The organism is Pseudoalteromonas sp. 1_2015MBL_MicDiv, assembly GCF_002407505.1.
Taxonomy (GTDB): Bacteria; Pseudomonadota; Gammaproteobacteria; order Enterobacterales; family Alteromonadaceae; genus Pseudoalteromonas; species Pseudoalteromonas fuliginea.
Genome location: NZ_CP012737.1, coordinates 3,494,511 through 3,509,411 on the forward strand (window position 1 = coordinate 3,494,511; position 14,901 = coordinate 3,509,411).

The window sequence follows — 14,901 nt, forward strand, 5'->3', positions numbered from 1 at the left end:
ATCAACTCCTATCTATCGCTGGTCGCACCGAGTGCACTACCCACAAATACAGGCGGTGTCCGTAGAACTTGTTGCGCCCCTTGGGGGATTGGCGAGGTTAGACCGTATTGAGCCTTAAATGTCCTTGGCATAAATCTATACCTAAATTTATCCGTTAAAGCATGGAACAACTTCGGAACGTACGTACCATTTAGCGGAGATTTCCACTTTCTAGTAATGCCAAATTTATTCAGGAAACGCTGAGGTACGAAGTGCGAATATTCAAAACCCTTCACACCTTTACCAAGCAACCCTATAGCGCCACCAAGCGCCGCTCCGCCGTTAATAGCTCCAGCTAAATGGCCCCCAGAATACAAATCTGAATTTTTGTCAACACCACCATTTATCCCAAACGCACTACGAATATCACTCAAGTTTCCATAGCCAAAGGTGATAGCATTAAATACGCCATCTCCGAAGCCTGTGACACCGTCAACAAGCCCTTGAGGAAGCGGGTCTCCGAAACTCCAAGAGTCATCCGAGTTTTCGTTTTGTGGCAAACCAAATCCAGCAGTTAGATCGTTGGATAAATCAAGATTTTGAGCAGCTTCATCAAATCCTGCATCACCAGTTCCACTTCCACTGGTACTATTAGCCCCTTTATTGTTACTAGCTGGTGCGCCAATATCCGCTGTCGCAGACATATTGCCTATCTGAATATTAACCGTACCATTACCATTGCCTGTCATCGTACCGACTTTCACATCGCGTTTTATGTGGGAACCTGTGACAGATTGCTTTTGTGTTACATCGGCTGTTTCGCCTTTACCCAGATCTTCTGCAACGTCTTGGCACCCTGCGGCATCATCTACACTACAACTAGAATACCCAGTTGGATCAGTCCCACTGAGCGGATTATTCATTATGTACGAATAAGGGTTAATACTCTGACTATTCGTTGGGCTTTGAATTACAGGGTCAACCGACATAAACCTGCCAAGGTTATAATCGTATACCCGCCCGTTCATGTGAATGAGCTCTACATTATCTAAATGTTCGTGGTCAGTAAAGCCTCTTCGTGTTTTGGCATCCGCCATATCACCGAGTTTTGAATCTCCAAATGCCTTTAAGCCGCCACTGGCTAGCCGTGGTTTACCAAATGGGTCAAAATTTCGCTCTGCTTCTACTTGTCCGTTATGGTCGGTAAATACGCGTGCACTGCCTAAGCGGTCACGGTGAGTGTATCGAATGCTTGCACTGACCCCTATCGTTTGGCTTATAACGGCTATGTCGTCTATGTAAGCTCGCCATGTGGTGTTGCTGCCGTCGATTTCTTCTTCATACAACTTATCGCTATAAAAAGTGGTTACGCTGCCATTCACTTGCTTAAAGCGCATGTGTTGTGGACCATAGGTAAAGGTGAGGGTTTTACCGTTTTTTATAATTTGTGTGGGTTTATCCATCGCGTTGTAGCTGGCACTGGTAAGGCCATCGCCCCGTGTCATATTTCCACGTGCATCATAACTAAATACTTTCCAACTGCCGTTGCGTAGCACACGCTTTACTGCATTTGGCCCACCTGTTGCACCGTTAGTGTAATCGTATTGTGAGGCGTAATCCGATTTAGATAACAGATTGCCCACCGCATCATAGCTGTAGTCAATCGTGGTAATGCCATTAACAGCGTTACTTTCTAAACGGTGCAGTGCATCGTAGCTGTAACTTTCACTAAAATTGTGCTGGTTGCCAATATTCCCTGTTGTGATATCAACAGCTTTTAAATTACCAAACCCATCGTACGCTGAGTAATTAACACTCATAATATTGCTATTATTTTTAGCAATGGTTTTAAGGGTCATCTGACCATTCTTAAGGCTGTAAGCGGTATTTTCACTTAACCCATTACCTAATGTCCCCTGTGATATATTACCAAACACATCATGTTCAGTGATAGTTTTAAACACATAACCACTGGCGGCATTTTTTACCTGCGTTTGATAGCCTGCATCGTTATAAATGTACTCTAAGGTAAGGTTATTCGGGTAACGTAGCCCTTTTACACGGCCATAGTTACTGTCGTAAAATGTGGTTGTTGTGTAGCTTTTACCGCTACCAATAATAGTTTGGCTACTAGGACGGCCTCGACTATCGTATGCGTAATTTTTTGTTACGCCATTACCTGCCGCTTGATTTAACTGCCCTAGGCCATAGGTAGCGCCATCATAGCTATACGTTAACGTATTTTCACCTGTCGCGGTGCGTCGTGTAACGCGCCCAAGTACATCGGTTACATAACTAATGGTTTTATTATCCGCTCGGGATTCATGTTGTAATTCACCAAAACCATTATATTGAAAATTAGTGATACCTTGATTTGGATCGTTTACCTGTACTTTTTGACCAAGTGCATTGTACATTGCCACAATGTTATTGCCGTTAGCATCTTGAATAACGATTGGTAACCCTTGCCCATTATAGCTATAACGTGTAATTCCATTGTTTGCATCAGTTGTTTGCATTAGTTGCTTAAGGCTATTGTAAGTACGCGACATATCTAGCGTGATGCCATAACAACTATCATAAACTGTTATGCCTGTGGCAAGTTCGCTGTATTCGTAGTTTGTAGTCATATCACCGCAATGTTGATTGGTTACTTTTTCAGTTACGCGACCGAGTGTATCGTGTGCGGTATAAAATGTACCAAATACTGAGGCATGCTCTTTATGTGCTACAGATTCAAATGTTTTATAACCTACACTGTTATAAACAACATCACTGAATATCCAATCGCTATCAAAACCTTGTACGGCAGTGCGTAGTGTACGACCTAACTTATCTATATAGATTTTTTGGGCTGGTTGCCCGGCTGCCACCTTTAAGACTTGTAAAGCTGCGTGTTCGGGAGCTTGTGTATCCGGTGTTTGTACTGCACTGTACTGAATGGGCATACCCGCAGTTTGAACGCTGTACGGACGGTTGTAATCATCATAGCCATAGTTGGTTACTTGATAATTACTGCCACTGAGTTGTTGGCGTGTTTGGGTTACCTGCCCCGTGGCGGGGTTCACATTGGTATAACTTATATGCCCTTTAGCATTGATTTGCTTGTGGGGGAAATAGCCGTCGCTTGCCTCGCTGATGCCATTTTTACTGTACGTAGTTGATGTCGTCCGCGTTTGGTCAACCCAACTGCCGCTACTGTTGCGTACTTTGGTTGTTTGACTTACAAGGTGCGGTAAGCCGTAATCATTAAAAGCAGTCGTAACTGTACTGCCATTACCCGAAATAGCTGAGCCTATTTTACCACTAATTTCGACTACACCAGCCTGACGACTGCTATGATATTGAGAATAAACAGTTGTATTAGATGTTTTTTGATCGAGTGTTACATTCGTTATTGGATCATTACTATTACGCTCTTTAATTGCGTTTTTTGTCACTGTTTTATTAGTGAGTTTATTTAACCACCAACTGCTTTCATCGATTTGATAAGTACTACTTTGGGACGTTGTATACACTCCCCAGTCGTCATTAATCTCTACCGAGTTGGCTGTTACATTTGCATATTCATCAATTCCAATTATGGTTTTATTGGTAGATGTAACAACACTTTTAGAATCAAGATCTCGCGTTAGCTGCGTTGTAGAACGAGGATATACATTATAAACACCTGATATAGTATGGTTCAGGTTATCCTGCCAGTCAGTACTTGAATAACTTAATGCATTAGCTTCCAGACTTGCTGATTGTAATAAATTATAACTTCGCACGTTATAGTCATTTACCGCAAAAGTAGCTTGGCGTTCTAACTTACCCTGATACGGAAAGACTTGTTTAAAGTCTGATTGTGTAACGAGCCCTCGACTTACATCTTTTTCTATAATGCTTTTAAAGCCCATAAAACCACGGCCTTGGGCATTATAAACCGAACCTAAATAATTATAGCTGCGCTCATTCGTACCGCCAACCCCATTACTTTGTTTAAAACTAGTTACTACATACATTGATGAGGCAAAATTAAAGTATCCATTACCATTTACTATGTCACCTGAGAGTAAATCGTAATCAAGTTCATTACTTGAAAGCGGCCTTAAACGCCATTGTGATTTAACACCTAAGCCATTTTCAACACTTTCAATGAGATCTGCTGGTGCATAATCGCTATTTGTAATTCCACTACCTGAGCCATAATTTCTACTTATAAAAATTCCGTAATCACTTTTATATTGCACAAATTCATTACCAAGAGATGCATCATTAAATGTTGTTAATTTCCCCGCTGAGTAATTTCTTCTATGATTAAAAACGAGGGAAGGGATACCTGTACCAAACACATCAATAAAAGTTGATTGATAGGCATGCCCAAGATAATTTGTTGGCTCTCTTCGAACTGAAAAACTATTACCTACTCCCTGTTCAAAATAAATAGCATCAAATCTATAAATGCTATTATCAACCGACTCACTGTTGATTGAAGTTATAGAACCAACATCTGAAGAGCTAAATCGCGAGCCGTATAGTTCATCGCCACAACGATTTTTAGTCCCTCCAATTTGACTTGGTATTAACGCACATGATTCATATATCCTCTCACCAGGTACAAGTACCTCTGGTACCCCATCATTATTAATATCTTGTACTTTAAATGCCCCCATAAATTTAGGAATATACCTTGTGTCAACTTCATTATTGCTAAGTCGTATATACGAAAAACGAGTTTCAAAAGGGTTAGAACCTAAGTTGATTTCGTTTTGAGCAAAATCCCCTCCCCCAATGTTTAGTCTAGCAACTAACTTTATCGATGGTGTTGTACGCCACCCAATCCAGTCGCTTAACCCGTCCCCATTTATATCAATAAAATATGAAAAAACAGGATGTAAATCTTGATAATCACCATTATAAAGTATATCTAAATCATCTAAACCAACATTTGAAAAGTCACTGCCGCTATTGACTAATAAACTAGTTGGTATAGCTTGTGGATAAGGGTTATCTCTTGAAGCACCGCTGTCAGTTTTTATTATATCGGGCAGGCCATTACCTGTCATATCGCCCATAAATTGAAAGCCTCGACCTAGTATATTGGATGTTCCTTTACGTATTAAACCATAACTACCTATATACTGGCTTTCACTATATGGACGCTGAACTAAACCCGTGTGATAATAAAGTTTTAAAGACACCCCGCCTGAATTTGATGAATCATAAACCATCAGGTCAGGCCATCCATCACCGTTGTAATCTGCTATATGAACAGGGTGACTATCAGCTATGCCCAAGTTGGCACTATTTCCTAGCTCTACATTAGTAGTGACCATTCCACCATTTGTATATTTAATTACCATTAGCCCATTAACATTTGACCAATCATCACTTTTACCATCCATGTTAAAGTCACCATCAACGCAAATTAATTGCCTGTTATAGCTGTTTTGATAGCAAGGGTTAAACGCCAAATTATTATATGAAGAAAGTTCGGCCTCAGCATTAAGGTAAACTCCTGGCCAATCTCTTACTCCATCACCATTTAAGTCGCCTTGGGGTATATACTCAAATAAATTTAAAATATTAGGAAATAGCCTTTCTCCATTAGCTAAGCTTAGCGTATTTAACGCAACTGTTTGTTTATTATCACTCCAATCAATGTTCGTTATTGAAAAACAATTATCTGCACCTTCACACTGCTGAACTTTATTTAATAGCTCTCTATTTGAAGTTCGACTTAAGGTATAAGTTAAGTCATAAGACCTAACTACTTGACCATTATTTTCAACATTAATTGCTTTTAACTGCTGTGATGATGAGTAATTTCCTCCTGCTATATAACCACTTTTAAACCTGTTATTACTTTCGTAAGCGAAAGTAATTGATTGGCTCCCTTTTGAACTAACACTATTTCCTGTGTAAGCTATTCCACTTAATAGCGTTTCACCGACTCCAAACTCTTCATATTTATAATGAATATAATTTTTCGCAGTAGCATCATGTTGATATTCAATTAACCACGAATACGCAGCACTTTTACCACCATGCACTAAGCGTGAATTGCTGGTTTTACCAAAATAAGCAACATGCCCATTTTTATATTCGGCTTTAAACCATGTTGCTGTGCCATTAAGAGAACCGCTTTGCGTAACGCGAGTGAAGCTATCTATTTCTGTGCGATATTCAGTGCCTGAATTACCATAAGAGCCTAATGTTGCGATTAAACGTTGGCCGTCTAGGCACAAACGGTCATTACTGTTGTATTGTGGGTTTTGACTAAAACCATCTTGTGCATAAGTTGCAGCGCAGCGTGTAATACTTGAACCTGCTGTTAATGACCAACCCACACCGGCTATCCCCTTGCCGCTGCGTGATGAATAATTGAGCGACACTTCCGGTTGCATGCCTACACGCCCTGGCGGTAATTCAATAGGAATGTGGTAGGTTGCTGCGCCACCATCAACCCCGGCTTGACCCTTAATAGTTCCCACACCACTCACCGTTGGCGACCCCACCGGTTCGAACTCCAACTCATTATTAGGCGTTATTGCTGCCAACGCTGCAAACAGAGAGGTTTGTTCCAAAATTGTATAATCTTGAAGCACCACATCACTATCAGGCCAACCTGACTTTATTGCTTTAGCGCACACGCGTTGACTGCGCGTTAAATTAAATGCACTTGTATAGCTCAGCCAGCTACCGTTATCGCAACTTGTACCGTTATTAACTAGCTTATACTTGATTGTGTAACTTGAACTAATTGATATTGCTGTACCTGAAAGGATTGATTCTGAGGCTGGAGTAATACTGGGTTTTTCTAACTTAGGTTTTGCAGGAGCTGTAATAACAGGGCCTACCAAATAATCACTATAGATAATTTTCCTTGGACCTACCTCTGTTTTAGAGTAATCAGTCCCAGCTTTAACTCTAAACCGGTAGCTGGCATAGTTAGTTAATGTAAAGTGGTAAATTTTTCCTGTAGTTGTTGCAACAACCCTATAAGCACCGCCAGCTTCAGATACTTCAACAACAAAGTGCGTAGTAAGATTACAATTACCATTACAAGGCAGAACACTGAAAGTATTTTTACTCTGGCTTTCAAGAGCTCCATTCAACGTTTTTGCAGAAAAAGCCTCCAATTCGCCACCATCATTAACTCCCCAATCCCAAGAGACAGATATAGCGTTATCACTTTTGCTATAATTAAAATTAGTTGGTGCAGAAGGAGCATAACTAATACCACCGAATGGGGGTTGTAGGGTAAAATCAGCGAGAGTAAAACTTGAATTACTCAACGTAAAACACGAATAACTAAGTGTGAGTAAATAAAAACAAGTAAACAGTGCTTTTTGTATAATATGCTGCCAGTGTAAATACTTCATTATTCGTTCCTTAAATAAAATTACCGTTTATTATTAACAAAAAAATAAATCAACACAATTAATTATTGTTAATTTAACAAATTAATAACATCCAACTAGCGATAATGAAGGTATTCTAAAAACAACTCTGGTATGTAGGGAATAAATACTTGGCTTACTCCCTAATACTTTTACAAATCTCGCTTACGCCATAGTAAGTAAACCGCAGGAATAACAAGTAAAGTAAGTACAATTGCACTGCCCATACCGCCAACCATAGGCGCTGCTATTCGGCTCATTACTTCGCTTCCGGTGCCCGTGCCATAAAGTACAGGTAATAAACCGATAATAATTGTCGCGACAGTCATCATAACCGGGCGTACTCGAAGCCCTGCACCTTCAATAATAGCTTGCTGTAATTGCACTAAACTAAGTGGCTTACCTGCCTGCTCTGCTTCGATGCATTTTTCTTGATAGGCCTGGTTTAAATACACCAGCATAATGACCCCTATCTCTACCGCTACCCCAGCTAAGGCAATAAAGCCCACACCTACTGCAACTGAAAAGTTAAAGCCCTCTAAATACATTAGCCATACGCCACCAATCATTGCCAGTGGCAACGTAGCCATAATAATAGTGACCTCAGCAAAGCTTCTAAAATTAAGGTAAAGCAACACAATAATTATTGCTAATGTAAGTGGTAATACATAAGTCAGTTTGTCTTTAGCGCGCTGCATGTATTCATACTGCCCAGCCCACGTAATTGAGTAGCCAGCTGGTAGTATTAGGTCTTTATCGAGCACTTGCTGAGCGTGCTCAACGTAAGTACCAATATCAACGCCATCTATATCAATAAAGCTCCAACCGTTTAAACGTGCATTTTCGCTTTTTATACCAGGCGGTCCATCTTCAATAAATACATTGGCTACATCACCAAGTGCTATACGCTGCCCTGTAGGCGTTACAATGGGTAACAACATTAGTTCTTCTGGCGAGTCTCTGTATGCTTGCGGGTAACGCAAATTAACTGGGTAGCGCTCTTGCCCTTCTACGGTTTGTGTTACGTTTGTACCACCAATTGCTGTAGATACAACTTGCTGTACGTCGCTAATGTTTAAACTATAACGCGCCGCTTTTTCTCGGTTTATATCTACTTTTATATAACGCCCACCTGCTACTCGCTCTGAGTAAACCGATGCGGTGCCTTGCACATCTTTTAAAAGCACTTCTATTTGTTGACCAATTTTTTGAATTTCACTCAACTTTGGTCCCGCAACTTTAATGCCCACAGGGGTTTTAATACCGGTTGCGAGCATATCAATACGTGTTTTAATTGGCATTACCCACGCGTTCGTCAACCCCGGAAACTTAACCAAACCGTCGAGTTCTTTTTTAAGTTTTTCAAGGGTCATACCCTCGCGCCATTCGTTTTTTGGTTTTAACTGAATAAACGTCTCTATCATTGTAAGCGGTGCAGGATCTGTTGCTGTTTCTGCTCGCCCAACTTTACCAAATACTGTTTTAACCTCGGGTACTGTGGCAATTAGCTTGTCGGTTTGCTGTAGTATTTCGCGCGCTTTACCTACCGATAAACCAGGATACGTTGTGGGCATATACATTAAATCGCCCTCATCGAGTGGCGGAATAAATTCACTGCCTATTTTATTTACCGGGTAAAAGCCAATAACAGAAACAACCACCGCGAGTACCAATGTCATTTTTGGAAATTTAAGCACCCAGTTAAGTAGTGGACGATACGCTGCGACGAGTAATCGGTTAACTGGATTTTTTTGCTCCGAAATGACTTTACCTCTAATAAAGTAACCCATTAATACCGGCACTAAGGTAATCGCAAGCCCTGCAGACGCAGCCATAGCATAGGTTTTAGTGTAAGCCAGTGGCGCAAACATACGCCCTTCTTGCGCTTCTAAAATAAATACCGGTATAAAGCTGACGGTAATGATTAATAAACTGAAAAATAATGCAGGACCCACTTCACTCGCCGATTTAGCCACAACTTCCCAGCGGTTTTCGTTGGTAAGGGGTGTTTTTTCCATATGTTTGTGCATATTTTCAATCATGACGATAGCGCCGTCGGTCATTGCACCTATCGCTATTGCAATTCCCCCTAAAGACATAATATTGGCGTTAATCCCCTGCCAATACATAATTATAAATGCCGTTAAAATCCCAAGCGGTAACGTAATAATCGCCACTAATGATGAGCGCACATGAAACAAAAACACCACACACACTAAAGCAACTACAATCAGCTCTTCAATTAGCTTACTTGTTAGATTATCTACCGCGTTATTAATTAAGTTGGAGCGATCGTACACAGGGACTATTTCAACGCCCTCTGGTAATCCCTTTTTAAGCGATTCTAATTTTGCTTTTACCAGCCCAATAGTTTTTTGTGCATTTTCGCCATAGCGCATAATAACGATGCCGCCGGTTACTTCGCCTTCGCCATTAAGCTCTGCAATACCACGGCGCATTTGCGGCCCGACTCTAATATCAGCTACATCACGCAACTGCAGCGCAGTACCGTTGGCGTTTACGCCAAGCGGAATAGCTTCTAGGTCGGCAACACTCTTAATGTAGCCTGTGCTTGTTACCATGTATTCAGCTTCAGCCATTTCAACTACCGAGGCGCCCATCTCTTGGTTGCCTTGTTGAATAGCCGTTTGAATAAGGCTAAGCGGAATACCATATGCACGTAATTTATCGGGCTCTACATTGACTTGGTATTGCTTAACCATGCCACCAACAGCAGCCACTTCAGAGACTCCTGGTACGGTTTGTAGCTCAAACTTTAAAAACCAATCTTGTAAGCTTCGTAGCTGACTAATATCGTGTTTATTTGTTTTATCAACCAGTGCGTATAAGTAAATCCAACCTACGCCTGTTGCATCAGGACCAAGCTCTGGCGTAGCGCTATCGGGCAATCGATTTGCTACTTGACTTAGGTATTCTTGTACTCGGCTACGCGCCCAATACAAATCGGTTTTTTCGTCAAAAATAACGTAAACGTACGAGTCACCAAAAAATGAAAAACCTCTTACGGTTTGCGCACCCGGCACAGAAAGCATTGCTGTAGTGAGAGGGAATGTGACTTGGTCTTGCACTACTTGCGGCGCTTGCCCCGGATAAGTAGTTTTTATAATGACCTGAACATCAGATAAGTCAGGCAAGGCATCCACGGGCGTATTTTTTATCGCAAACAACCCTCCACCCAGTAAAATTAATGTAAGCAACAACACAAAAAAGCGATTGCCAACAGACCAGCGAATAATGGCAGTTATCATAATGGCTCCTAGTGAGAACTGTGTTGCATAGGTTGCATAGTAGAATGATCAATCGGCTCTGCGTTTTGCGCTTTAGTGATTACAAATTCATCATTAATAATGCTAAAAGTAAAATTAATATACTGGGCATTTTCAAACTGACTAATATCAATATCTGGCGCTAATACAAAGTCCATTGTGGCGGGTTCTCGATTCCATTTTTCAATGGCTTCTCGACTAATATTTATAATGCGATTTTGTATATCTATGGCATTAATAGTGCCGTTAACCGTGGCGCTTTGTAGCTGCATATCCATGTTCATATTAGAGCCTGAACCAGAATCCGACCCCATACCTGAGCTAATACCAGAACTAGGTATTTCCATTCGTTTAAAGTCGGAGCTTTTACTCGACTCAGAATCTATTAAAAATTGCGCTGAGGTCACTACCGTGTCACCTGTCGTCACGCCTGACAAAATCACCGCTTCATTACTATTAATTTGCCCAACTTCGACTTCTACCGATTTAAAACGACCCTCACCTAATGCAATAACCACACGATTTTGATGCTGCGTGCGAATTACCGCTTCTTTAGGGACTGTAAATTGCGCTTTACTCGCTTTAGCGTGAATGCTCACTTGTGCAAACATATTTGGTTTTAACCGATGATCTGTATTTTCAAACCTGAGTCTTACACGTAGCGTCCGGTTTTTAGCATCAAGCGCGGGGTAAATGTAATCAACCTTACCTTCCCACTTTTGACCTTTTAAGTAATCAAGCGTCATTGTTACAGGTAAACCAACGCTCACTTGTTCTGATTGGCGCTCGAACACTTCTGCCTCTACCCAAATTTCATCAAGCTGAGCAATACTCATCATTGATGTGCCTGGTTTAACGTAAAAGCCTTCTCGTACTGTTAGCTCATCTACCACACCACTTTGCTTTGCGTAAAAAGTAATATTTTGCATTATCTTTTTATTTTTTTGTAAGCGCTCGATAAATCCATCAGATACATTTAACGACTCTAAACGCGCCTTTGCAGCGCGAATTAACACGGTATTATTACGATTCACCGCCAGTAAAAACTCTTCCTGTGCATTCACCAATTGTGGTGAATACAAAGTATATAAAGGCTCACCGGCTTTAACTTGTGCACCTTGCGCTTTAACGTACAAGCTTTCAATCCAGCCTTCTACACGCGGATGAATGTGAATAAGTTGGTCTTGGTTATATTGCACATACCCTACAGTATTTATATCGCTGTGAAGTGTTTTAAGCTCTACTTTGGCAGTTCTTACACCCAAGTTATTAACTACTGCAGGCGAAATAGTTACTGCACCTGGTCCATCCTGAGCGTTGCTATCGTTTTCATATACAGGGACTAAATCCATTCCCATTGGCGACAGCCCTGGCGCGTCACGCCTGTAATTACTATCCATAGGGGCTACCCAATATAAGGGCTGTTTTTCAGCACTTTGCTGTTCATGCATTGCCGAGCTGCTAGGTAAAAACTGCATTACTAAACCCCCAATTAACCCAACAGCGCCTGCGCCCACTAAGGCGGCAACAAGTAACTTTAAATTAGTATTCATTATGTAATTCTCCAGTTTGCTCGCTCATTACTTGGGGGTCTAAGCTACTTGCATAATAATTAAGGCGAGCGGTAATAATATGCTGATCTACTTGAATATTAAGCGCATCTATTTTGGCGTTAAGCTCACTAATACGCGCGCGCATCACGTCAGAAAAATCCCCATCGTCGCGCGTATAAGCGTTTAGTGTTGCTTGAGATTGCTCTGACATTTGCGGTAATAACGTATTTTGATAAAGCGTATCGCGTTTTTGCAAACGAGCGAGTTGGCTAAACTCCTTAAAGTACATGCCTTTGAGTTTTTGAAGCGCCACCAGCTTTTGTGTTTTAGTAGCTTCTGCACTAGCAATAGCCGATTTAACCTGTTGATCTTGTCTGTTATCAGTAAACAATGGCAAATCAACACTAAACCCTACCGAGAGTAAATCAGCTCGCGACTCCCCCATCGGCGTATCATCTCGGTAACCATAACCCACATTAACGCCCATTTGAGGTTTGTAACTTTGCTTGGCGAGTGCAACTTCGGTTTGCTTTGCCGTGACGGTTTTATCTATCGCAATAATTGCGGGATGCGCCATAAGCAACTGTATTAATTTATCAAATTCAAGGTTTGCAAAATCAACCAGCCCTGTGGTTTTAGTAAATTCGGCATTTAAAGGCTGCATAAGCATATTCATAGGTAACCACTGTGCTAAACGGTTTTTAGCACTTTCAAATTGCTGCTCAAGCATAACCAGCTTATCTTCAAGGCGAGTGAGTTCTAATTGCGCACGAATAATATCTTGCTGGCGTGTTTTACCTAAGGTACTTGCGTAGCTTGCTTCGGTAATTTCAATAAGCTGAGTAAATAATCCTTTATCTTGCTCAATTAAAGCAATACTTCGCTGAGCACGATACGCGTTTAACCACGACTCAATCACAATTGCTTTTACTTGTGCTAAGCGATCGGCGCGCTGCCAAGAATATTGTTGAACAGACTGAGCTAATGCCTTTTGTTTAAGCGCTAAACTATTCCCTCGGCTAAACTTTTGGCTCAAATCGACTTTAAGCTGTGTCATCCCTTCTTGATCAAACGCATAACCGTTAGTAGGCAAGTTAAGTAAGCCAACCGTTAAAACAGGATCGGGTAAGGTGCCTGCGGCAATACTTTGCGCTATTGCGGCATCTTCTTGGTAGCCACTCGCTTTTAGCCATGGCTCATGCGTTAGTGCATAATTAAGCGCTTGCGTTAAGCTAAGCGTTTGCTCATTGCGGGCTTGCTTTAGCGTATCGATCTTTAGATTATTTTGATTGTTTTGCGCATTAACAGCTGTGCTAAATAACACAACACTACATAACACGGCTTTAATACTTACAGCGTGGTTCATCACCTGCTCCATCTAAAAATAAAAGAAATTCTTAAATTAGGAAGCAAAAAAGGTGTTTAGGAGTTTTACAAAAACCTTTTATATCAATTGCATTGAATTAATGATCTATTATTGCAGTAGGGAAATAGCTCTATAACAAGGAAAAAATTACGCAGTATAGTTGCTTTATATAAGTAATTTTTAACGCAGTTAGAGAGTTATTTAGTTCCTAGAATGAGCATGTTTTCAATAAAATTGATATTACACCTATCCTGCTATTAAGCAGATATAGGAGGGCGGTAGAGTGAACGAGGTATATTAATTTGTGTAGTAAATACACTTATATTTACTTTTTCAGATTCAAGTAAAATAACGCTAAATAAAGTATCAACATTAAGCATTGAATTAGCAGCGCAGCCACTGATAGGGCATTTGCAATCATTTTGTGGTGTACTTTCGTCGTCGCAACAATCCATCTGCATCATATTTTCAGACATGCTAGCAACAGCTGTTGCATCACTACTGTGTGTCATTGGCATTTGGGCATGCATTGCTGTTTTTGTTGGCATATGTGGCATTTCGCATACCATAGCTACAGACGCAATTGCCTGACCCACAAAAGTGAGCAGTAAAGTTATCATGAGTAAACTAGAGTAAAAACGTTGCAACATTATGCCTTTTAATAAATTTTAAAATGATTGTAAGATAACCTAACGGCAACCACACATACTTTAATTATGTAGACTGCGGTTTATCAGGTGTTTTAATTAAGTTACTCGCTATAATTGCAAATATACAATATGCGCTAAAATACCAAAAACCCTCACCAAATTGGGCATTCATAACAAGTAGCTCACCACTTTTACCATGAGCGTTACCTGCTAGGTAAGTCACTATTAATGCAATAACAAATACATCAACCATGCTCCACTTACTTAATGCACAAATAACCAGACCGAGCTTTTGCTTAAACCCATTCAAAGGTAGGCAACAATAAAACAATTGTAATAGCAGCTTCAGGCTTGGAATAACAATAGAAAACAACCCCACTAAGGCGGCTACGAGTAAATTGTTATTATTAGTAAGTTCTTTAACTGTACCTAAAATACTTTGTGTTTTGTTATAGGCGCTAATCTCGCCCTCTAACTTATCAAGCCCTAGCATATTCGAGAACATCATTAGCATGCTGCGAGTCTGGCCATCGCCCTCTTCAGCCAGCATTTCAATACCCGCTTGCGCTAATTTTGATTTATCTATGTTGCCCTCTATTGTTAATACTGGTTTTGTAATACCAGGAAACAATAAACAAAGAGCAACCACTACACTTATAACCGACAACCAATTACGCATAT

At 40.7% G+C, this 14,901-nt stretch carries 6 protein-coding genes; all 6 read right to left on the minus strand.

Features of this window, described 5'->3' with window-relative positions:
- Window positions 1–8 precede the first annotated feature (8 nt).
- The 6 genes from AOR04_RS15735 to AOR04_RS15760 all read right to left on the minus strand — a co-directional run bounded on the left by AOR04_RS15735 (window position 9) and on the right by AOR04_RS15760 (window position 14,899).
- Complete coding sequence (locus AOR04_RS15735; protein WP_096793853.1) at window positions 9–7,346, minus strand: SpvB/TcaC N-terminal domain-containing protein; 7,338 nt, start codon at window positions 7,344–7,346, stop codon at window positions 9–11.
- Window positions 7,347–7,516: 170 nt separating this feature from the next.
- Window positions 7,517–10,633: an efflux RND transporter permease subunit gene (locus AOR04_RS15740; protein WP_096793854.1), complete on the minus strand. Its 3,117-nt coding sequence runs from the start codon at window positions 10,631–10,633 to the stop codon at window positions 7,517–7,519.
- Window positions 10,634–10,641: 8 nt separating this feature from the next.
- Complete coding sequence (locus tag AOR04_RS15745; protein ID WP_096793855.1) at window positions 10,642–12,204, minus strand: efflux RND transporter periplasmic adaptor subunit; 1,563 nt, start codon at window positions 12,202–12,204, stop codon at window positions 10,642–10,644.
- Window positions 12,194–13,570, minus strand: coding sequence for a TolC family protein (locus tag AOR04_RS15750; protein ID WP_096793856.1), 1,377 nt, complete (start codon window positions 13,568–13,570; stop codon window positions 12,194–12,196). The genes AOR04_RS15745 and AOR04_RS15750 overlap by 11 nt, the downstream gene beginning before the upstream one ends.
- Window positions 13,571–13,827: 257 nt before the next feature.
- A complete protein-coding gene (locus AOR04_RS15755; protein ID WP_232525484.1) occupies window positions 13,828–14,190 on the minus strand; it encodes a hypothetical protein in 363 nt (120 codons plus the stop codon).
- Between the two features lie 94 nt (window positions 14,191–14,284).
- On the minus strand, window positions 14,285–14,899 hold the full coding sequence (locus tag AOR04_RS15760; protein ID WP_096793857.1) for a paraquat-inducible protein A: 615 nt from the start codon (window positions 14,897–14,899) through the stop codon (window positions 14,285–14,287).
- Window positions 14,900–14,901 lie beyond the last annotated feature (2 nt).

What these genes read in the sequence shown, in the direction of transcription:
- AOR04_RS15740 (WP_096793854.1), bottom strand. Translation starts at nt 10,633, where the DNA reads ATGATAACTGCCATTATTCGCTGGTCTGTTGGCAATCGCTTTTTTGTG.
- AOR04_RS15760 (WP_096793857.1), bottom strand. Translation starts at nt 14,899, where the DNA reads ATGCGTAATTGGTTGTCGGTTATAAGTGTAGTGGTTGCTCTTTGTTTA.
- AOR04_RS15755 (WP_232525484.1), bottom strand. Translation starts at nt 14,190, where the DNA reads ATGATAACTTTACTGCTCACTTTTGTGGGTCAGGCAATTGCGTCTGTA.
- AOR04_RS15735 (WP_096793853.1), bottom strand. Translation starts at nt 7,346, where the DNA reads ATGAAGTATTTACACTGGCAGCATATTATACAAAAAGCACTGTTTACT.
- AOR04_RS15750 (WP_096793856.1), bottom strand. Translation starts at nt 13,570, where the DNA reads ATGAACCACGCTGTAAGTATTAAAGCCGTGTTATGTAGTGTTGTGTTA.
- AOR04_RS15745 (WP_096793855.1), bottom strand. Translation starts at nt 12,204, where the DNA reads ATGAATACTAATTTAAAGTTACTTGTTGCCGCCTTAGTGGGCGCAGGC.